Here is a 20,174-nt window from a genome sequence, read left to right as displayed (position 1 = left end):
CAATAAAAATATGGTAGATTCCCTCAAAAAACCAACTTTTGAAGAAATGCGGCCGGGAGTAAAAACCCCAGCCAAAGAAACTATTCTCACACCGAGATTTTACACAACAGATTTTGACGAGATGGCAAAAATGGACATCTCGATCAACGAAGCCGAACTAGAAGCAATAATGCAAGAGTTCCGCGTTGACTACAACAAAAATCACTTCGTGCGGGATGAGGAGTTCGCTCAATCTTGGGATCACATTGACGGCGAAAAGCGCCAGTTATTCATTGAATTTCTGGAACGTTCCTGCACGGCTGAGTTTTCTGGGTTCTTGCTGTACAAAGAATTGGCTCGCAAGCTCAAGGACAAAAATCCTGTGCTAGCGGAGGGTTTCTCCCTCATGTCACGGGATGAAGCGCGGCACGCCGGATTCCTCAACAAAGCTTTGTCGGATTTTAATTTGTCCCTGGATTTGGGTTTCCTGACTAAGAGCCGCAGCTACACTTTCTTTAAGCCGAAGTTCATTTTCTACGCTACTTACTTGTCTGAAAAGATTGGTTATTGGCGCTACATCACCATTTACCAACACTTAAAGGCTCACCCTGAAGACCAAATTTATCCGATTTTCCGATTCTTTGAAAATTGGTGTCAGGATGAAAACCGCCACGGAGATTTCTTCGATGCGGTGATGAGAGCTCAGCCTCAGATGTTGAACGATTGGAAGGCAAAACTTTGGTGTCGCTTCTTCTTGCTGTCGGTATTCGCCACCATGTATCTCAATGATATCCAGAGAGCGGGTTTTTATCGATCGCTAGGTCTAGATGCTCGCGAATACGACATCGAAGTCATCAAAAAAACCAACGAAACCGCCGGTCGAGTATTCCCAGTCATGCTAGATGTGAACAATCCAGAATTTTATGAACGTCTGGATGTTTGTCTCAAGAACAATCAAAAATTGACCGCAATTGTTGAGTCAAATACTCCCAAATTCTTGCAATTGTTCCAAAAATTGCCTCTGTATTTGTCCAATGGCTGGCAATTACTGAAGCTTTACTTCATGAAGACCATCGAATCACCTTCTGTTGAGGGTGCTGTACGTTAATTTGGCATTTTCGCTCGTATTTTAGGGCGGTTCTGCGGCCAGCAGAGCCGCTTTTTTTTGATATATAGGAAGTTTCCTTCCAGATACTTATACCATTTCTCTAAAATCGTGCAACAATCTTTGACCCCCCCTAACCCCCCCTTATAAAGGGGAGGGACAAGACTACTGTTGCATTCTTTTTTAAAATTGGTATTATATTTTCCTCCCAGGGCTGAAGCCACTGGGTTTCTAAGATCCCGTGAGGTTTTTATGAAATTTAAACGTTTTGGAAAATACCCGATCGCATTTATGTTAGTTTTGCTATGTGCGATAGGTCTGCACCATCCCACATTTGTCCGCGCCCAGGAGCCCCCACAAGTGCAATCTCCCCAACCAGAATTAAACCCCGTAGTACCTGAAAGTATTTTCATGAGTCAACTTCCCAATTGGGCGCGACTGGTTGACATCCGCACTGTCAATCCCAACATTCGTCTCGATATTCGCTACGCCACAGCTAACAATTTCTTAAAACGAAAACTATACTCCACAGCCAAATGTGCCTTGAGAAGTTCTGTTGCTCAAAAGTTAGCGCTAGTTCAAACAGATTTAGAAAAAATCGGATTGGGTTTGAAAGTTTACGATTGCTACAGGCCTTTCTCTGTTACAAAACAAATGTGGCAAGTTTTGCCAGACCCCCGCTATGTGGCTAATCCTGCGAGGGGTTCGCGTCACAATCGCGGTGCTGCTATTGATTTAACTTTAGTCGATCGCACTGGCAAAGAATTAGAAATGCCCACACCCTTTGATGATTTTACCGTAAAAGCTCACAGAGATTATCAAGGAGGCAGCGCGCAATCTCGGAAAAATCGTCAATTGCTGGAAGATGCGATGAAAAAGCAAGGATTTATGGGAATCACAACAGAATGGTGGCACTTTGATTCAGAAGATTGGGAAAAATTTGCGATTCTCGATGTTTCCCTAGGAGCGATTCCTTAATGTACCAAATACCACATAAGTTTCTAGTTAGGACTAAAGTCTTCAACAATAGTTGAGGAGCAAAAGCACTAAATTCCTGACTACACACCGATAATTTTATCGGACTTTTACTGAAAATTCGTATTCGTAGCCACGGAAATTTGAGTCAAGTTGAAATGTGTAATTACCAGTAACGGGAACTTTTCCACTCCACTCAGTTGGATTGTTTTGATAAGGATCTCCTCCCAACAGTTTCCCGTCAGGACTCAAAATTTGTGGAAAAACATCTTTGCGGTTCCTCACAGTCATTGTTTGACCTTTAAGGATGCGAATTATGTAAGAGTGACTGCCACCACCAATAATTCGACCTTTCACAATTGCCTCGTTACCCCCAGGCAAAAAGTTAATCTCCTGTCGGACATTAGGACAACTACTTTCGGTGCGGTTTTTGGCAATCCAACCGGCAACTGGATCGGTAATTCGTAACCAGCCATTTTCTTCTTCGGCGACGGAAACAAAGGTATTATTTTTGAGTGTTCCTACTATTTTGCTGTCTGCTAATCCTGGGTTCGATCGCACATTTAGCGGTGGATTGGGATCGGTGACTACAGCCATACTGATTTTGCAGCCCCCATCGGGAGGTGTGATCGATATCGGCTCAACTTTTTGCTTCGAGTTTTCTGGGATTACAGAAGATGTAACTGGGGAATTTTTGGCAGGTTGAGGTTGAAATTTCTGAGATTGGATGGGTCTGGTTTTTAGTTCCAGTGGTTCGGTATTCTGAGATTTAGGAATTGTGGTTGGAACCGCTGAAGTAGTTTTTTTGTCGGATAGCGCTGATTCTGTCACGGCAGGATTTGAGACTTGCATCGAACCTGACTGTATGGTTGCCCAGGCTACTCCGATCGCCGTTGATAGCCCTGCTAGGCAGAGGATGATGATTTGGCTAGTTTTTAATGACATATATTTTTGAAATATTTATGGATGTTTGGAAGCGCTATATCCAGAATAATCAACAACAGGAGGTGAGGGCAAATTCTACAGAACAATCCTATTAGGGCAAAGTTTACTGAAAAAATGGGGTGCATCTCAATTTTACAAATATATTCGTAGGGGCGAAGCATGACCGCAGACAATTTATTAGGGATAACCAGAGATTTACAGCGGTCATGCTTCGCCTATGCAAAATCGGGATGCTCCCAAAAAATGGGTCTAAAGCCCCGTGCTTCCGGCTGCCGGAGATGTCCAATTCTAGTTAATCTTTACTCAACACCTATAGTGATGCTACTGTTGCTGTGAGCCAGTTGTGCCTAATCTGGCAAAGCAAGCATCCAGGGTAAGGTTGAGCCGATTAATTAAAATGTCAAGATTGATTCCTCTGAGATTACAACCGCCTCGCGATCGATTACTCCAGGATGTGAAACGGGAAGTCCAAGCATCTCGATCGCACTCTTTGCACAATGCCGTATTATCCAACCTCCGTCAAGAAGCTGCGCCTCCCGGTGTCAACCGCTGTTGGGATGTGGAAGTCAAGGTGGGAAACCGTCCTAGTTTTCGACTACCTCCCAAAGCTAGCGTGGCTAAAGTGTTCGATCGCACGGGGGGTAAATTGGTCATTTTGGGCGCGACGGGTGCCGGAAAAACCACTACACTATTGGAATTAGCTCTGGTCTTAGTTTCCCGCGCCCAAAAAGATGCTACAAAGCCGATACCGATACTATTTGAACTCGGTACTTGGAAAGCCGAATCCGGGGCGATCGCCGATTGGTTAATTGCTCAACTTAAATTTAAATACGACATCCCCACGGCTGTAGGTAAAAAGTGGCTTAACGAGCACAAATTACTGCCGTTGATAGATGGTTTAGACGAAGTAGAAACTCACCGCCAAGACTTGTGTATTCAAGCAATAAATCAGTTTATTGAAAGTGAAATACAACCTCAACACTTAGTAGTTTGTAGCAATTTTGAAGTTTACAAAAACTGTCAAAATAGATTTAGTCTGCACGCAGCAGTTTTATTGAAACCTCTGACAGAAACCCAAATTAAAAATTATCTTTTAGAAGCCCGAAGTCGCGAACTTTGGTATAGCCTTGAGCAGGAGCCGGATTTGTTAAAAATGGCTAAAGCACCACTATTGTTAAGCATGATGGCTTTGGCCTACGAGGACATATTAATCGAATCTTGGAAGCGTTTAAATTCAGCGGAAGAACAACGCAAATACCTATTGACAGCCTACATTCGTCGCCAAATGACTGGGGAAGTGAAGCAGTATCCCAGAGGTAAAGAACTGCGATCGGAACAAATACGGCACTGGCTGGGATGGCTGGCGAACAAGATGGAACAGCAAGGAATTCAAGAAGTTTTACTCGATAAAATACCCTTTACCTGGCTAGAAACTGGCGAACAGCAGCGGGCGTATTACTTTGGAGTTAAGCTGCTGGGCGGGCTGATTTGGGTGATTTTGGGATTAGCGGCCACTTTGGTTAGTGGCTCGATTTGGGGATTGATAGCAGGGGCGATCGCATCCGTAATTAGTGCTTTGTTACCGGGGATTCCAGCCCTTGAAAAATTTATCTTGCACCTAGTGCTGTGGTCTAATGGGTACATTCCTTGGAATTACAGTCTTTTTCTCGATGCAGCAGCGGGGCGCTTGCTGATGCAAAAAACGGGCGATCGGCGTTATCGATTTATTCACAATTTATTGCAAAAGCATTTTGCCCAAATTAGTCATTAGTTATGCGTAAGTCCTGTAGTTGTTATATCAATTCCTGTCTTCATTCGGCAATTACTTCCGACAATCAATTAGTGTCGGCTTTGGGATCTACCCTACAATAGTTTAAAATTTGCACCTACAGCTAATAGCCGATCGCCCAATCTAAAATTAAAAGGTGAAAAATTAATTTTTCACCTTTTAACTATCTACTCTCCACTCTCAAATTGTCCGTTACTGCACAAACTTTTTGAATGCCAGTGTCACGTTGTGGCCACCAAATCCAAAGGAATTCGACAGCGCCACATCAACTTTTAGATCGCGACTGTGACGTGGAACATAGTCCAAATCGCACTCTGGATCGGGATTTTCCAGATTGATTGTCGGCGGGATTTTGTCGTTGGCGATCGACATTACCGCAGCTACCGCCTCAATTCCCCCAGAACCACCCAAAAGATGACCGGTCATTGACTTGGTAGAACTAATGGCTACTTTGTAAGCATGGTCTCCCAAGGTCTTTTTGATTGCCTTGGTTTCCGTAGAATCGTTGGGAAGAGTGCTAGTACCGTGAGCATTGATATAGCTCACCATATCTGGTGTCAAACCCCCATCCTTGAGCGCTAAAGCCATTGCCCGCGACGCACCGTTACCCCCCGGTACTGGGGAAGTCATGTGGTAGGCATCGCAAGTTAAGCCGTAGCCGACGATTTCTGCGTAAATTCTGGCTCCACGGGCGATCGCGTGTTCCATTTCTTCTAGAATCACAATGCCAGCACCTTCGCCTACCACAAAACCATCCCGATCGCGATCGAAAGGACGGCAAGCATGAGTTGGGTCATCATTGCGAGTCGAAAGCGCCCTCGCCGCAGCAAAACCCGCCACACACAAAGGTGTCACCGCAGCTTCCGTACCGCCACAAATCATGGCTTGGGCGTAACCCCCCTGCACGAGGCGAAACGCATCGCCCACCGCATTTGACCCCGCAGCGCAAGCGGTAACAGTGCAAGAGTTTGGACCTTTAGCACCCGTTTGAATTGCGGTCAGGCCAGCAGCCATATTCGCAATCATCATCGGAATCATAAACGGGCTGCATCGATCGGGGCCGCGATTCAGATAAATCTCTTGCTGGTCTTCTAAAACCTTTAAGCCGCCAATGCCAGTGCCAAGAATGACACCCACCTGTTCTGCGTTCAGGTCATTAATCTCAAACTTCGCATCAGCCAGAGCCTGTTTGCTAGCTGACACTCCAAACTGAGCAAAGCGATCCATCCGCTTTGCTTCCTTGCGCTCTAAATAGTCGTGTGGGTCGTAACCCTTCACCTCTCCGGCAATACGACAGTCGTGCCGCGACGAGTCGAATAAGGTGATCGGGCCTATACCATTCTTCCCAGCAAGCAACCCGTCCCAATATTCAGACAAGGTATTGCCGATCGGTGTAATCGCGCCGAGACCCGTAATAACAACGCGCTTACGCTCTAAATTTGTCATGATTTCAGTTTCAAAAAAATTAAACACCCAGAACGCAGAACAAAAGAGGAGTTTTCAGTTGTCTAACTTGTCTCCTCTTAGGGGAAAAGGCAGGTATTTTATGCTTTTGGAGCGGCAAGTTTGCTGCTGATGAAGTCTACAGAGGCTTGAACGGTGGTAATTCCTTCGGCTGCCTCGTCTGGAATTTCAATATCAAACTCTTCTTCCAAAGCCATTACCAACTCTACTGTATCTAAGGAGTCTGCTCCTAAATCGTTAGCAAAGCTGGCTTCTGGCTTGACTTCAGCCGGATCGACTTCCAGTTGATCTGCCACGATTTTCTTGACTTTAGCAAAAATGTCCTCTTGACTCATACCATCATTTCCTCATTGGTTGCTGCGTATCTGATCTTATCCGAAAGGGGGATCTTCAGGAAAAAGGCTTGCCGCTTTTCTAACTGACCCTCTGTGTAGGGAGTGGGCCGTTACATCGATCAATCATTTGGAGCAATTGGTCGATCGCCAACTCCATCGAGCTAATCGGCAATACGCAAGATAGAGACAGTGAGTTATCTCTAATAAATCATATGGTTTTGTCGATTAATCAGCCTCAACAGATAATCTTTAGGCTACCGCACCCGCCTATAAATTGAGCGGCGACAAATAGACCAGAACGTAGACGAAAAAACCTCAAATCGCCGCTCCAACGACTGGTTAGCTTGCGATGCGAAACTAGAGATGCCTAGCTGCGAAGTACACCACTCCGGATCACTGGGATTAGGAATGTTGCACTAAAAATCGTGTTTGCAACAGCGTTGAGCCAGAAACCTGTGGCAATAGACAAGATGCTATCTATTACGTACCAAATTACGATCGATGCAGCGATCCCAATCCATATACGTTTACTGACCTGTTTTTCAAGCTGGTTTGCGACTTGAATCACTGCCATCAACGTCAAACTCCAACCCATCGTCACGGCTCCAAGTACCGCAAGGCTAAACCGCACATATGGATTGAGATCGAGTTCCCCTGGACCGTTCAAAACATCAAATAAGATGCGAACTGGACCGCTTGTGACTTCAAAACCACTTCCTGCAAGAATCATTCCAAATAAGCCTACCGCCGCACACCATCCTGTCATCCATGCCAAATTAAGGGGCTTTGTTGCCTGGAGCATCTGAGTCATGGTTTTTTCTCCTTAAAACTCCTGTAAACTGTAAATACGAGAATTACCTCGCATTACAAGATACGAGAATTACCTCGTGTTTGTCAACCCACGATTTGAACGAATGATCGACAGCCCCCAATCCGCGCCACTCTGGCGCGTCCCTCAACAAGCCCGTAGCTGGGAACGATTCCATCACATTCTGGACGCAGCGGCTGAGTTGTTTGTTGAGATTGGCTATGAATCAGTAACAACTGATGAAATTGCGGCGAGAGCAAATACCTCTGTTGGAGGGCTATATCGTTTCTTCCCAGACAAACTCGCTGTTTTTCACGCTTTGCTCGATCGCTATCTCAATCAACTGAGGGAACTGTCTGCTACGCTCCACACAGAGGAAGCGATGCAGGTAACGCTCGATGTTTATGTGAATCAATTGGTAGATGGATTTGATCGGTTTGTGAGTGCAAATCCTGGATTCCGTCCCGTGTTCGTTCAATCTCGTCTGATCTCTACAACGATTGCAATGAGTGCAGCCTTCTATCAGGAGCTTGCACAACAGTTCACGGTTTATTTTGCGACTCGTAATCCGGCTTTAGAGCAAAGTCATCGAGAGCTAATTGCAACCATCAGTGTTGAAGTTGCCTGTACGCTGGATATTCTCGCCGTATCGCGCGATCACACTTTTCAACACCAAGTTCTGACAGAAACCAAAAAATTACTGATTGCTTACTTAGGACAGTATTTCCCAGATCGGTCTTGATGCTCAATTAGTGGGCTAAAAATACTGCCCTACCTAGCCCATAATAATTGTCTAAAACTGGGTAAGGATATGGAGAGGAAGCATCCCAACTTCGTTAGCGCAGCCCTCGAAGAGGATCGCCCTCCTTGCTTATCCCTTACCTTTTCTCCCCAGCAAAAACGACTATGCCATCCCCAAATCTCAAATATGCTTACTTTCCCGGTTGCGTCGCCCAAGGTGCCGCCCGCGAACTTTACCAGTCTACCCAAGCACTGACTCAAGCCTTGGGGATTGAACTGGTGGAACTCAAAAAAGCTTCTTGCTGTGGTTCTGGCACTTTTAAAGAAGATTCGCAGTTGCTCGAAGATACTGTCAATGCTCGCAATATTGCTTTGGCTGAGCAACTGAATCTGCCTTTACTCACCCATTGCAGCACTTGTCAAGGGGTAATTGGTCATGTGGACGATCGCCTCAAGGATTGCCAAAAAACCGATCCCAACTACCTAGAACAAGTCAATGGTTTACTGCAAAAACAAGGCTGTTCGCCCTACCAAGGCAGTACCGAGGTGAAACATCTGCTGTGGGCGATCGTTGCCGACTACGGTTTGGAGGAAGTGCAAAAACGAGTCACCCGCAAACTTTCGGGTTTAAAGTGCGCCGCTTTTTACGGCTGTTATTTGCTGCGAGCTCAGGACCATCTAATTTACGATGACCCGCACCAACCGGAATCGATGGAAAATGTGTTTCGGGCGATCGGCGCAACTCCGGTTTACTATCGAGGACGGACACAGTGCTGCGGCTGGCCCCTAGCGAGTTATGCCACTAACCAATCTTTTCAGATGGCTGGCAAACATATTGTAGATGCTCTTGACAACGGTGCAGATTGTATGGTAACACCTTGTCCGCTTTGTCACTTAAATTTGGATTCGCGACAGCCGGAAGTGGAAAAAGTAATTGGGCGCAAGTTGGGTTTGCCTGTGCTGCATTTACCGCAATTGGTGGCTTTGGCTTTGGGTGTTGAGCCAAAAAAACTAGGACTAGACAGACATATTGTTTCCACAAAGCCCGTGTTGGAAAAATTAGGCTTTTAGTCTATGAATTTGCTCAGGTTTGTAGTAAGGACTTTAGTCCTTTCTAACACTGAACATCAAATAACTGTGAAGTTTTGTCGCTTTTTGGCGAAGTGCTTCCAGGCACTGCGGTAGACTTACTTTTAATTCTCTGTGCAGGTTATAGCGGTGGCCTCAAGCCGTCAAATCTTTTAACTCGCAGAGTCCGCAAATTTTTAGTGACTCGTTGGGAGCCTTTATTCAATGTCTCATTCAGTCAAAATCTACGATACCTGCATCGGCTGCACTCAATGCGTCCGCGCTTGTCCGACTGACGTTTTGGAGATGGTACCCTGGGATGGCTGCAAAGCAGCTCAGATTGCCTCATCTCCCCGCACAGAAGACTGTGTAGGCTGCAAGCGTTGCGAAACAGCTTGCCCTACCGATTTTCTCAGCATCCGGGTTTACCTGGGAGCAGAAACAACTCGCAGTATGGGTCTAGCTTACTAAAATTCGATCGACAGCGATCGAACTACAAACACCGGAGAGGGGGCAATGACATTGCTCCCTCTCTTTTGCTGTGGGCTCTACATTCTGCCCCAGTTAGAAGCTATAGCAACAGCAAGCAGAGCAATCTGAAAATGCAGCGATATAGCCTTTCGAGCTCTCATAGGAGGTACAATCGAGCATTGGTAATTGGTCATTGGTCATTGGTCATTGGTCATTGGTCATTGGTCATTGGTCATTGGTCATTGGTAATTGGTAATTGGGTATGAGAAAAGTCACTAACAAGTAACCACTAACAATTCGCCATTCGGCATTCGCCATGGACACTCCTCTGTATCTCATTAATAATATTTTTTATTTTGGATTACCATAAAAAACCATAATATTGATACCGTAGGATTCACAGTAATTAATAATTAATCTAGTGGTTTGATTAATCGAATCCGGCAAATCCCTTCCATCTTGGTCTTCAAGGGACGGGGTTTCCGCTTCCCGTGCTATCTTGATAAAAATTGGTTTTGATTTACGATCGCTAAGCAGGAGTACCTCAAATGTGCGGAATCGTTGGCTATATCGGCACCCAAGCAGCAAGCGAGATTTTGCTAGCAGGATTAGAGAAATTGGAATATCGGGGTTACGATTCAGCGGGCCTCGCTACCATCTGGGAAGGGGAAATTACTTGCATCCGGGCCAAGGGTAAATTGCACAACCTGCGGGAAAAACTAGCAGAGATAGAATCTCCAGCTTCCATTGGTATCGGACACACTCGCTGGGCAACTCACGGTAAGCCAGAAGAATATAACGCTCACCCTCACATGGATAATAGCGGGAGAGTTGCAGTAGTTCAAAATGGCATTGTCGAAAATTATCGCGAATTGCGGGAAGAATTAAAAGCGAAGGGACATAAATTTGTTTCCGATACGGATACCGAAGTTATTCCTCATTTAATTTCTGAATTATTGGCTGAGTACACAAGGAATAAGTCAGATGCCCAGGTGGATATTTCGTTTTTAGAAGTCGTTTTAAAGGCGGTAAATAGATTAGAAGGAGCTTTTGCAATCGCGGCGATATGTGCAGATTTTCCCGACGAATTAATTGTCGCTAGACAGCAAGCTCCTTTGGTAATTGGCTTTGGTGCTGGCGAATTTTTCTGCGCTTCTGACACCCCCGCCTTAGTGTCTCATACCCGCGCTGTTTTGTCTCTGGAAAATGGAGAAGCAGCCAGACTAACTCCCATGGGAGTTGAAGTTTACAGCTTTGCAGGGCAAAAGCTGAAAAAAAGCCCGCGCCTCCTCGGCTGGAGTCCGGTTGCAGTGGAGAAACAGGGCTTCAAACACTTCATGCACAAGGAAATTTACGAACAGCCCGCCGTAGTCAGAGCTTGTTTAGAGACATATTTAGACAACAACTGGAACCCTGAAAGTAAAGACTCTCCGATTAATCTCAACTTGCCAAAGGAGCTTTGTGCCGATGTCGAACAAATTTCCATTTTAGCCTGTGGAACGAGCTGGCACGCCTCCCTAATTGGCAAATATTTGTTGGAACAGTTAGCGAATATTCCTACTTCAGTGCAGTACGCTTCCGAATATCGTTACGCACCGGCACCGGTGACAGCCAATACTTTAATTATTGGGGTAACACAGTCGGGAGAAACGGCAGATACACTGGCTGCTTTGGGAATGGAACAGCAGCGCCGAGCGGGTTTGACTGATAAATTTCGGGCGAGAATGTTAGGTATTACTAACAGGATAGAAAGCTCGATCGCCCACATGATACCACACATTATTAACACCCACGCTGGTATCGAAGTTGGGGTGGCTGCTACCAAAACTTTTGTTACTCAGTTGATGGCTTTCTATTTCTTAGCCTTGGATTTGGCACATCAACGACAGACTATAAGTAACGAAAGATTGGCAGAAATCCTGCTTGGTTTGCGCCAGTTGCCTGCTATAATTGAAAAGTTTTTGGAGATTCAGGAACAGTATGTGGAGGAATTGTCCCACCAGTTTACTGAAACCCAAGATTTTATCTTTTTGGGACGGGGAATTAACTTTCCCATTGCTTTGGAAGGGGCTTTGAAACTGAAGGAAATTAGTTACATTCATGCCGAAGGATATCCCGCTGGAGAGATGAAACATGGCCCGATCGCCCTTTTGGATGCCAAAGTGCCTGTAGTGGCGATCGCCATGCCCGGAAGCGTCTACGAAAAGGTGCTTTCCAACGCTCAGGAAGCGAAAGCTAGAGATGCCCGTTTAATTGGAGTTACCCCCAAGCAAGGTGCAGCGGAAGCGGATATTTTCGATCATGTTTTGCCCGTACCTTTGGTAGATGAATTATTGTCACCAATTGTTACCGTAATTCCCCTACAACTGTTGGCTTATCATATTGCGGCGCGACGGGGTTTGGATGTGGATCAGCCTCGGAATTTGGCTAAGTCGGTGACAGTGGAATAATATTAGTTGACGGTTGACGGTTGACAGTTGACAGTTGACTGTTGACTGTTCACTGTTGTTATCGGTTATTTGTTATCGGTTATTTGTTATTTGTTTCCCAGTCTATGCCTCCGATGCCCGATGCCCAATGTCCAATGCCCAATGCCCGATGCCCAATGCCCTATTCCCTATTCCGCCAATTGCCGCCAACAGTAGCCAGCTTATAGTATTCACTCGAAAATCAAACACGGTGACATCTACGGTGTTAAATAGGGTGCAGGCTGCGAAAGCTAATAAATAGCTGAAGAAAATTAGCCGATCGCCTGAATTATATTCTTGACAAATTACCGCATTTGTGATATCAATATCTTCATAATTTGCCTCAGTTTGCTGTGTGGTTATTGGCGGCGGTTGAATATCCACAGGAAAATGCGATCGCCAATTCAACAACAACAAAACACCCCTAGCCAAAATCCACCCAACTAAACCCAAAAAAAACAGCGTTACTGGTATTCCCGTTTCCGCAGTCAGCATCAGTATCAAACTGTGAGGATGACCAAGCCATTCGTGCATTTGAGCTTCATAGAGATCCGTAAAATTTCGCAATCCCCAACCAGTCCAAGGACGCTGCTGAGTCATCGACCAAGCAAATTGCCATTGAGTAGTTCTTAAAGTCGCTGTCGGTCGATTGGGAAACATCTCATCGGTGAGTCTCGCCCAGAAAAAAGCCGGGATAATTGTTCGTAAATATTGTCGCAAAGGTTGCGGACCAAAAGCTGACAAAAAAACTGCACCAACAGCACTAAAAACCGCAGCTAATATTTTTTTCCAACCTGCATAAACAGCAAAAGCCACAGCAGCCAAAACGGCTAATCCCCAAGCATTACGAGAATTAGTAAAAATCAAGCAAACAGCATTTCCCAACACTGCAAAAGTTAAAAATAGGAATTGGGAATTGGGCATCGGGCATCGGGCATCGGGCATCTGGCAACCCCCCCCTAACCCTCCGCAAGGGGGGAAGGCATTGGGCATTGGTAATTGGTGATAACTGCCAACTGCCAACTGCCAACTGCCAACTGACAACTGACAACTGACTTCTTCCATCCACAATCCCAAAGCTAAAATAAAAACAATAGTTAGATAACAAGCTAAAATATTGGCATACATAAATACAGAAGCCATCCTACCAGGAGGATTGCCTTTGGGTTCGAGTACCCAGCCAAAAACGGGCTGTAATTGAACAATGCCACTCCAACCTAAAAATTGCTGTCCCAAACCCAAAATTATGACGGGAATTGAACTAATGACTATTATCCAAGACAATTGCCGCAATTGAGTGGGAGTTTGAATTAAACGACTGAATGCCGCAAAAAATATAAAAAACGGCAAGAAATTACCCAATCCTAAAAAAGCCTCTATGTGGTTGTTAGCAAAAACCGCCGTGATGACTAGCAACACGCTGAGAATTGCAAAACCTCGATTCACCGGGTGAGTGCTAATTTGGCTAAATTTTTGTTGGGAACAAGTGCCGATTAATCCCAGGAAGATTCCTAAAGCTCCCAAAATCGGAATTATAGGAAAAATCAGCACTCCCAATTGAGCAAAATTCCAAGGGGTTTGCAAACTGCGATCTGGATGTTTTTGAAGTCGAGATTTGAGATTTTCTACTGTCAGTTTTACACCTAATTTTAACCGTTTTTTACTATTCACCGACACTCCTAATCTAAAATCTACAATCTCAAATCTTTAGGCTAATTCCCAGGTGCATTCCGATCGCGTTAACCGAATTTGAGCCAAGGCAAAAATGGTAGGAATAATCCGACTATAATTAGTTGAAATCGAGCGCCACCCTAAATCAGCTAAAAACCACGTCCACAACACCGGGCCGAGAAATGAAAACACACTCCGTGTCACACCGTAACGAGCAGCACTTGTCGCCATAGAGCGTCGGGCAGTCTGAATGGCGACATAATTTTGAAACTGGGTTGCTGCGGCTGTTCCACCGGCGATCGCTGCTTGTTTTGCCATTTCATAGGTGGCAAAGTGCAGTGCAAATTGATGGGCCATGAGTTTGAGTAAAACTGGTTTGACGATGGAACTAACAGCTAAAGCGCTACCACCTTTGAAAAGTAAACCCAAGGGGTCTTTTTCCGCAGAAATTGGCAGAGGTTCCGAGAGTTTAGACTCGACAATTGCTCGCTGTACTCGTACAGTCAATGCTTGTTTTTCTTGGGAAGGTAACTGCTTCCATGCGCGGCCCATTAAGTGCAAAAATACTTCTGCTTCTAAGTCGGTGGTTGACAACTGTTTGGGATAGGGAATTTTGAGATAGCGACAAACTTGAATTAGGGCTTGTCTGTAAGTTACTTGTTCAGTCCGCCCTCTGAGTACCGTCAATCCGTCGGCTGAGAGGTAGCGAAACCGTTGTTCTACGGCATCTAGCCAAGCTTCGCGATCGCGACTTTGGACATCGATCGGTGCTGGGGTTTGCACGTAATCTAAAGGGTTAAACCTGCGGCTGAACAGGAGTTCTGTGAGTTGTTGCAATTCTTCTTCTGTAGCCAATTCTAGCGCTGCTCTGAGTTCGTCCAAGATTTTTGCCCTCCCTTATGGGATTTTAGATTTGAGATTTGGGATTGCTGTTGTTTGACAACGATCGGGTTGGGAAATCTGCCTACAGTGGCATTTTTTTTTAACTGGTCTTAATCACGGATTCGTGCTGTCCTTAATTCTACTACTTGGTGCGGGGCGATGGCGGGGAGCCGCCCTAGCTAGGACTGTCAACCCTTGGCCACAAGTGGAAATATGGCACAGAAACTTCCCCCAGAGCCTTTAAGCTGATAAGTGGACATCTGGTAAAAAGCTAGTCTTGGCTGGGCCCAATGCCTATCCCACAAGAGTTTTTGGAGATGTCTCATGACTAATGACTATTGACTATTGACTCATTATGTTTGATGTTGCGGTGATTGGTGCTGGTATGGCGGGGCTCAGTTGTGCTCAACAGTTGCGTCTGGCTGGTTATTCTGTGGTGGTTGTGGAAAAATCTCGCGGTGTGGGCGGCAGAGTTGCTACTCGCCGTGTTAATGGTACTAGGGCCGATCATGGGGCTCGCTATCTGGAATCCCAGGGGGATGCGGTGCAGGGGTTAATTGATGTTTTGGTCGATCGCGATATCCTGAAACTCTGGACTGATACTGTTGGGGAATTCCGAGAGGGAGAAAATGGAGTCGGGGGAGAGGTTTTTTCGATTCCGAGGGACTGTTATGTTGCACCTGCTGGAATGAATGCTGTAGGTAAGTACCTGGCTGAGGGTTTAGAAATTTGGTCAGGGCGTCGCGTAGAAGCTATTTCTAGTACAGATAACCAAAGGTGGCATCTTTCTCTAGAAGTTACTGATGATAATTTTAACAAGCCTCAAGAATTGATTGCTAAGGCGATCGTAGTCGCAATTCCTGCACCCCAAGCTTTACTGTTTTTAAAGGCAGACCTGGGATTTTCGCCCGATTTTCTTGACAAATTGCACTCGGTTAATTATGACGCTTGCATTACGGTTATGGCTGGCTATCCTGCGGAACGCCAACCCGATTTGAGTAATCTAAATTACCCGTGGAAAACTGTTGATTTTCGAGATAATTCTGATTTAGCTTGGATTGGTTTTGATAGTAGCAAGCGACTGGAATCGCCTCAGCCTGTGTTTGTGGTTCACAGTAGTGCAAGTTTTGCCGATCGCTATTTTGATGCTACGGATTTGCCTAGTGTGGGTCAACAATTGCTCGATCGCACTTCTGAATATTTGATGCCTTGGCTAAAAGAGCCTGAATGGTTGCAGGTTCACCGTTGGCGCTATGCTTTTTGTAGAAATCCTTTGCCTGTTTCTTGTTTGGCTGCTGAGGGAACTTTACCCTTAGTTTGTGCGGGGGATTTGTGCGGGGGAAATCAAATTGAAGGTGCTTTGCGATCGGGTTTTGCCGCCGCTAATTGGGTCAAATCATTAGACATCTCCTAAAAAGCTTGTCAAGAACAGGCAGGATGCCTGTTTCACAATAATTATGGGAGATGTCTATTGATTAATCAGATAAAAGTCGATCGCGGGCAAGAGTAAAGTCACAAAATAGTAAACTAACGGTGCTGTAAAAACATAACTGTCAGTGCGATCGAGAATGCCACCGTGACCGGGGATCAACTGCCCCGAATCCTTAACACCGGCATCTCGTTTCATCATCGACTCAGTTAAATCCCCCAACAAACTGGCAACACCAATCAACAGACCAAAAGCAGCCCCAGTATAGGGCCAGCCAGGCCAATTCAAATACCAAGACCCGGTGGCGGCAACTGCTATACTGCCACAAACTCCAAACACGGCACCTTCAACCGTCTTTTTCGGGCTGATGTGGGACAGGGTAGTGCGGCCGAAGAATTTGCCGACAAAATAAGCGCCAATGTCTGCGGCCCAGATGCAAAGGAAAGCTAGCAGTAGGGAAGTTAATCCCAAAGAAATATGGCTGATATTGATCCAAGACTGGGGATAAATTTGAGTTAGTGAATTGCTGGCCACTGTTTGACCAAATCCAGTGGTCGCTTGATAAACAGGGTCAAGTCCGACTCGCAGCCGTATCCAATAGCTGGGCAAATAACCGCCGTAGAACAATCCTAAAATTGAAGCGGCAATATCGGCGATCGTCGATAGCTTAGGCTGGAACAACAGGTAGAAACAGATGAAGGTTCCAGCTAGGGGAAACATAGCATCTACCAGTTGTGGTGCAAGGGCGGCCGTAATTAGCAGAACTTGACTGACAACTAAGGTAGTTTTGGCAGCAGGTGCAATGCCCTTAGCCCTGGCTAGTTGAAAATATTCTAGTTGACCTAGGTAGACGATGATCCCGAAGCCGACGGTGAAGTACCATCCGCCCAATATAATCATGCCCAAAGCAAGGACGATCGCAACTATTCCACTGAGGATACGAGACCACGGCATAAAATGAATTTCTCTTGCAGACGGCGGTGAATTATTCGATTTTGGATTGGGGATTTGGGGTTTGGGATTTTTCTGGGGCAGGGGCTTCTCCCTGACACAGCTAGCCCCCATCCCCCATCGGTGGTCCAATATCTGAAGTTAGCTAGTCAACCAAGCTATGGTCGCCCTTATTATTATGAAGGTTAAGTGAAAGTAAACAAGATTAAGAATTACATTTAGGAATGGGGAACCCTGCCCTGGGAGCATCCCGATTTTCTAAGGGCGAAGCATGACCGCTGTAAATCTCTGGTTATCCCTAATAAATTGTCTGCGGTCATGCTTCGCCCCTACGAATATATTTGCAAAATATGAGATGCACCCCCCTGCCCCTTGCCGCCCTTGGGGGGAATGGGAATGGGGCATCGGGAATGGGGAAGGAGGCATTGGTTATGGGTTATTAGAACGAACAAATAACAAATAACAAATAACAAATAACAAATAACCCTTAGACTAAGCCGATGTCGCGCCGCCAATAACCAATAACAACTTAGTTCTAATCTAGCTTTTCGCCACTGAGAATAAATATGGGATTGACAGCGGCAAAGGTTTGACTGAGCCCACGAGTCTCTAAACGGTTGACGGCGGACTGAACTACTTCAATGTTGCGGACTTGCAATTGGGCGAAGCTTTCGGAAAGGGCGTAAAGATTCTCTAAATTGCTGGCGGTGGCGACAATTCGACCCTGGGGTTGCAAGTACCCCCAGACTTCTTGGACAATGGCTTTAATGGGGCGGCCTCCTTCTATGCAAACTCGGTGAGGGGGGTGGGACAGATTTTTGAGGCATTCCGGGGCGCTACCTTCTATGACTTCTACGTTGTTGAGCTCGAAGCGATCGCAATTTCTGCGAATCAAGTTGGCCACCTCTTCATCTCTTTCGATGGCGATAATTTGACCTTTGGGACATAACAAACCTGTTTCTACGGCGATCGTACCAGTACCTGCGCCAATGTCCCAAACCACTGAGTCTGCTTGTAGCCGTAGGTGAGAAATTAACAGCAGTCGGACTTCTCGTTTACTCATGGGAATACCCGGTAAACGTTCAAATAAATCGTCTGGGATACCAGGAGTGACGTAGGGCCAAAGCATAGTTGTTCTATTTGAGATTTTAAATTCCAGCCAGACCGCAGTGGGAAATGAGGAACCTTTAAAAATTCTCCCCATTTCGCCCAGCCTTAATATTTACTTTCGCACAACGTTGAGACTTTGGAGGTGGGTATCGCTGCAACCTGTGATTTTGCCACCGGCGGAGTGGATTTGTTTGAGGTATTCCAGGGCTTTTTGGGTAATGATTTCACCGGGCATCAACACAGGTATGCCTGGGGGATAAGGACAGATGAGTTCGGCACTGAGTCGATCGACTGCTTTGTCTGCTGCTACTGTTTCCGTTGGGGAAAAGAAGGCCTCGCGGGGAGAGAGTGGAGGAGGGGGAAAATCGGGGAGTGGGAGAGTGGGGGATGGGGAGAGTGGGGGATGGGAAAAATCTTGCTTCTTCCTTCCCCCATTCCCCCCTTGGGAGTCATGAGGGAGGGGTTCTTCTTCCTTCTCCTTCCTTCCAGCTAAAAGAGTACAAGCTTTAACTAAATTGTCAATATCTGATTCTGTATTTCCCAAGCTGATAATAAATGTGAGATGTTGTGGCATTGGCAATTCTGCGGTAACGCCGAGTTGAGAGTGCAGAATTTCATCTGCTGCAAATCCTGTGATTCCCAAGTCAGATACTTTTACTGTCAGCCGTGTGCGGTCTAAATCGACAAAACCGGGTGTATTTAATGTTTCTAAAACTGATAAACCTGGAATTTTACTGATTGCCGATCGCGCTTTTTCTGCTAGTAGTAAAGTTTTGCTCATCAACTGTTCGCCGTCGAGGGCAATTTGTTGACGGGCGGAGTCTAGGGATGCTAATAATATGTAACTCGGACTGGTGGATTGTACTAACTGTAAAGCTCGATTTAATTTGGGGATATCTACCCTAGAACCCTTGACATGGAGCATTGAGGCTTGTGTCATTGCACCGAGAGTTTTGTGGATTGATTGTACTGTTAAATCGGCACCTGCTGATAGTGCTGATTCTGGCAAGTTGGGATGAAAGTTGAAGTGTGCGCCGTGGGCTTCATCTACTAATAATGGTATGTTATATTGATGGGTAATTTTGGCGATCGCCCGCAAATCCCCACACACGCCGTGATAGGTTGGATAAAGCACCATCACTGCTTTGGCATCGGGATGCTGTGTTAATGCTGCTGCGGTGGCTTCTGGGGTGATGCAGTTGGCAATATCCCAATCCGAGTTGTATTCTGGATTGACAAAAATAGGAATTGCACCGGATAAAATCAAACCAGAAATTACCGATTGATGGATGTTTCGAGGTAGGATAATTTTATCTCCTGGGCCGCAAGTTGCGACAATGGCCGCGACGATTCCGCAAGTCGAACCGTTTGCTAAAAACCAAGTATGTTCGGCCCCAAATGCCTCAGCAGCTAAATTTTGAGCTTCTGCAATTACGCCCTCTGGATTAAAGAGATTATCTAATTCTGGCAATTCGGGGAGGTCCGATCGAAATACTTGTGGGCCTAATAACTCAACTAACCGCCCTGAGATTCCTTGACCGCCTTTGTGTCCGGGGGCGTAAAATGGGGAGTGATGGTGATTTGTGCGATCGCGCAAAGCATCTAATAAAGGCGTGTTTGTTTGAGAGTTCATATCAAATCCTCTCTTCATCTGAATTATTCATATCTCTATTCTCTCCCTCTGTGTCCTCTGTGTTCTCTGCGGTTAAATCATTCCAATACAACCGGAAACGATATCATCCCTGATTTGTTTCATCCTGAGTTGATTATTTGAGAGCGGCTTGAGTTTTGGCTAGGCTGTGTGCAATTTTTGGGAAGGTATAGGTAACGACTGTTAATAATCCTCTCTTTTAATCGCCGAATCAAGTGACAGCTACAGCCTCACCCAAAGGATGTTCCTGCAAAACAACTTGCAGATATTTCCCAGTATAAGAACGAGGATTAGCCGCCACGTCCTCCGGCGTTCCAGCCACAATTATCTCA

17 protein-coding genes are annotated in these 20,174 nt (G+C 45.8%); 8 read left to right on the top strand and 9 right to left on the bottom strand.

From position 1 onward, the window contains the following. The first annotated feature begins 10 nt into the window (after positions 1-10). A complete protein-coding gene (acsF, locus tag AAFP11_RS14895) occupies positions 11-1,087 on the top strand; it encodes a magnesium-protoporphyrin IX monomethyl ester (oxidative) cyclase (RefSeq protein ID WP_341737769.1) in 1,077 nt (358 codons plus the stop codon). Positions 1,088-1,336: 249 nt separating this feature from the next. Then, positions 1,337-2,062, top strand: coding sequence for a M15 family metallopeptidase (locus AAFP11_RS14890; protein ID WP_341737768.1), 726 nt, complete (start codon positions 1,337-1,339; stop codon positions 2,060-2,062). A gap of 96 nt (positions 2,063-2,158) precedes the next feature. Here AAFP11_RS14890 and AAFP11_RS14885 read toward each other — a convergent pair whose 3' ends face one another. Further along, on the bottom strand, positions 2,159-3,004 hold the full coding sequence (locus AAFP11_RS14885; RefSeq protein ID WP_341737767.1) for an SH3 domain-containing protein: 846 nt from the start codon (positions 3,002-3,004) through the stop codon (positions 2,159-2,161). A 397-nt stretch (positions 3,005-3,401) separates the two neighbouring features. Here AAFP11_RS14885 and AAFP11_RS14880 point away from each other — a divergent pair, with 397 nt between their 5' ends. Beyond that, on the top strand, positions 3,402-4,775 hold the full coding sequence (locus AAFP11_RS14880; RefSeq protein ID WP_341737766.1) for an NACHT domain-containing protein: 1,374 nt from the start codon (positions 3,402-3,404) through the stop codon (positions 4,773-4,775). A gap of 210 nt (positions 4,776-4,985) precedes the next feature. Here the strand turns inward: AAFP11_RS14880 and fabF are convergent, their stop codons facing one another. From fabF to AAFP11_RS14865, 3 genes are all read right to left on the bottom strand, one after another. Then, positions 4,986-6,239, bottom strand: coding sequence for a beta-ketoacyl-ACP synthase II (gene fabF / locus AAFP11_RS14875; protein ID WP_341737765.1), 1,254 nt, complete (start codon positions 6,237-6,239; stop codon positions 4,986-4,988). Between the two features lie 98 nt (positions 6,240-6,337). Then, positions 6,338-6,592 carry an acyl carrier protein gene (gene acpP, locus AAFP11_RS14870; RefSeq protein ID WP_341737764.1) on the bottom strand — a complete coding sequence of 85 codons (255 nt, stop codon included), beginning with the start codon at positions 6,590-6,592 and terminating at the stop codon, positions 6,338-6,340. A 367-nt stretch (positions 6,593-6,959) separates the two neighbouring features. Next, on the bottom strand, positions 6,960-7,403 hold the full coding sequence (locus AAFP11_RS14865) for a hypothetical protein (protein WP_341737763.1): 444 nt from the start codon (positions 7,401-7,403) through the stop codon (positions 6,960-6,962). Positions 7,404-7,506: 103 nt separating this feature from the next. Here AAFP11_RS14865 and AAFP11_RS14860 point away from each other — a divergent pair, with 103 nt between their 5' ends. From AAFP11_RS14860 to glmS, 4 genes are all read left to right on the top strand, one after another. Next, positions 7,507-8,142 (top strand): TetR/AcrR family transcriptional regulator, encoded by a 636-nt coding sequence (locus tag AAFP11_RS14860; RefSeq protein ID WP_341737762.1) that lies wholly within the window; start codon positions 7,507-7,509, stop codon positions 8,140-8,142. A gap of 164 nt (positions 8,143-8,306) precedes the next feature. Next, the gene (locus AAFP11_RS14855) at positions 8,307-9,212 is read left to right on the top strand and encodes a CoB--CoM heterodisulfide reductase iron-sulfur subunit B family protein (protein WP_341737761.1); all 906 of its coding nucleotides are present in this window, start codon (positions 8,307-8,309) and stop codon (positions 9,210-9,212) included. A gap of 222 nt (positions 9,213-9,434) precedes the next feature. Further along, on the top strand, positions 9,435-9,680 hold the full coding sequence (psaC, locus tag AAFP11_RS14850) for a photosystem I iron-sulfur center protein PsaC (protein WP_015175986.1): 246 nt from the start codon (positions 9,435-9,437) through the stop codon (positions 9,678-9,680). A 548-nt stretch (positions 9,681-10,228) separates the two neighbouring features. Beyond that, positions 10,229-12,130 carry a glutamine--fructose-6-phosphate transaminase (isomerizing) gene (gene glmS, locus AAFP11_RS14845; RefSeq protein WP_341737760.1) on the top strand — a complete coding sequence of 634 codons (1,902 nt, stop codon included), beginning with the start codon at positions 10,229-10,231 and terminating at the stop codon, positions 12,128-12,130. Positions 12,131-12,232: 102 nt separating this feature from the next. On the opposite strand, the gene AAFP11_RS14840 is transcribed toward glmS, so the two are convergent. Next, positions 12,233-13,819, bottom strand: a complete 1,587-nt coding sequence (locus tag AAFP11_RS14840) for an O-antigen ligase family protein (protein ID WP_341737759.1) — start codon at positions 13,817-13,819, stop codon at positions 12,233-12,235. Positions 13,820-13,855: 36 nt separating this feature from the next. Continuing rightward, positions 13,856-14,701, bottom strand: coding sequence for a hypothetical protein (locus AAFP11_RS14835; RefSeq protein WP_341734206.1), 846 nt, complete (start codon positions 14,699-14,701; stop codon positions 13,856-13,858). 355 nt (positions 14,702-15,056) lie between these two features. On the opposite strand from AAFP11_RS14835, the gene AAFP11_RS14830 reads away from it, so the two are divergent. Continuing rightward, positions 15,057-16,115 carry an FAD-dependent oxidoreductase gene (locus tag AAFP11_RS14830; RefSeq protein WP_341737758.1) on the top strand — a complete coding sequence of 353 codons (1,059 nt, stop codon included), beginning with the start codon at positions 15,057-15,059 and terminating at the stop codon, positions 16,113-16,115. Between the two features lie 54 nt (positions 16,116-16,169). Here the strand turns inward: AAFP11_RS14830 and AAFP11_RS14825 are convergent, their stop codons facing one another. The 3 genes from AAFP11_RS14825 to AAFP11_RS14815 all read right to left on the bottom strand — a co-directional run bounded on the left by AAFP11_RS14825 (position 16,170) and on the right by AAFP11_RS14815 (position 19,824). Then, positions 16,170-17,084: a phosphatidate cytidylyltransferase gene (locus AAFP11_RS14825; protein ID WP_341737757.1), complete on the bottom strand. Its 915-nt coding sequence runs from the start codon at positions 17,082-17,084 to the stop codon at positions 16,170-16,172. A gap of 532 nt (positions 17,085-17,616) precedes the next feature. Continuing rightward, positions 17,617-18,210 carry a precorrin-6Y C5,15-methyltransferase subunit CbiT gene (gene cbiT / locus AAFP11_RS14820; protein WP_340518917.1) on the bottom strand — a complete coding sequence of 198 codons (594 nt, stop codon included), beginning with the start codon at positions 18,208-18,210 and terminating at the stop codon, positions 17,617-17,619. Positions 18,211-18,303: 93 nt separating this feature from the next. Continuing rightward, positions 18,304-19,824: an aminotransferase class I/II-fold pyridoxal phosphate-dependent enzyme gene (locus AAFP11_RS14815; protein WP_341737756.1), complete on the bottom strand. Its 1,521-nt coding sequence runs from the start codon at positions 19,822-19,824 to the stop codon at positions 18,304-18,306. Positions 19,825-20,174 lie beyond the last annotated feature (350 nt).

Origin of the sequence: Microcoleus sp. CAWBG640, from assembly GCF_020883015.1 — a bacterium.
Taxonomy (GTDB): Bacteria; Cyanobacteriota; Cyanobacteriia; order Cyanobacteriales; family Microcoleaceae; genus Microcoleus; species Microcoleus anatoxicus.
The sequence above is the reverse complement of the archived record's forward strand: the minus strand, read 5'-3'. Positions and strand labels throughout refer to the sequence as shown.

What these genes read in the sequence shown, in the direction of transcription:
- acsF (WP_341737769.1), top strand. Translation starts at nt 11, where the DNA reads ATGGTAGATTCCCTCAAAAAACCAACTTTTGAAGAAATGCGGCCGGGA.
- AAFP11_RS14890 (WP_341737768.1), top strand. Translation starts at nt 1,337, where the DNA reads ATGAAATTTAAACGTTTTGGAAAATACCCGATCGCATTTATGTTAGTT.
- AAFP11_RS14885 (WP_341737767.1), bottom strand. Translation starts at nt 3,004, where the DNA reads ATGTCATTAAAAACTAGCCAAATCATCATCCTCTGCCTAGCAGGGCTA.
- AAFP11_RS14880 (WP_341737766.1), top strand. Translation starts at nt 3,402, where the DNA reads ATGTCAAGATTGATTCCTCTGAGATTACAACCGCCTCGCGATCGATTA.
- fabF (WP_341737765.1), bottom strand. Translation starts at nt 6,239, where the DNA reads ATGACAAATTTAGAGCGTAAGCGCGTTGTTATTACGGGTCTCGGCGCG.
- acpP (WP_341737764.1), bottom strand. Translation starts at nt 6,592, where the DNA reads ATGAGTCAAGAGGACATTTTTGCTAAAGTCAAGAAAATCGTGGCAGAT.
- AAFP11_RS14865 (WP_341737763.1), bottom strand. Translation starts at nt 7,403, where the DNA reads ATGACTCAGATGCTCCAGGCAACAAAGCCCCTTAATTTGGCATGGATG.
- AAFP11_RS14860 (WP_341737762.1), top strand. Translation starts at nt 7,507, where the DNA reads ATGATCGACAGCCCCCAATCCGCGCCACTCTGGCGCGTCCCTCAACAA.
- AAFP11_RS14855 (WP_341737761.1), top strand. Translation starts at nt 8,307, where the DNA reads ATGCCATCCCCAAATCTCAAATATGCTTACTTTCCCGGTTGCGTCGCC.
- psaC (WP_015175986.1), top strand. Translation starts at nt 9,435, where the DNA reads ATGTCTCATTCAGTCAAAATCTACGATACCTGCATCGGCTGCACTCAA.
- glmS (WP_341737760.1), top strand. Translation starts at nt 10,229, where the DNA reads ATGTGCGGAATCGTTGGCTATATCGGCACCCAAGCAGCAAGCGAGATT.
- AAFP11_RS14830 (WP_341737758.1), top strand. Translation starts at nt 15,057, where the DNA reads ATGTTTGATGTTGCGGTGATTGGTGCTGGTATGGCGGGGCTCAGTTGT.
- AAFP11_RS14825 (WP_341737757.1), bottom strand. Translation starts at nt 17,084, where the DNA reads ATGCCGTGGTCTCGTATCCTCAGTGGAATAGTTGCGATCGTCCTTGCT.
- cbiT (WP_340518917.1), bottom strand. Translation starts at nt 18,210, where the DNA reads ATGCTTTGGCCCTACGTCACTCCTGGTATCCCAGACGATTTATTTGAA.
- AAFP11_RS14815 (WP_341737756.1), bottom strand. Translation starts at nt 19,824, where the DNA reads ATGAACTCTCAAACAAACACGCCTTTATTAGATGCTTTGCGCGATCGC.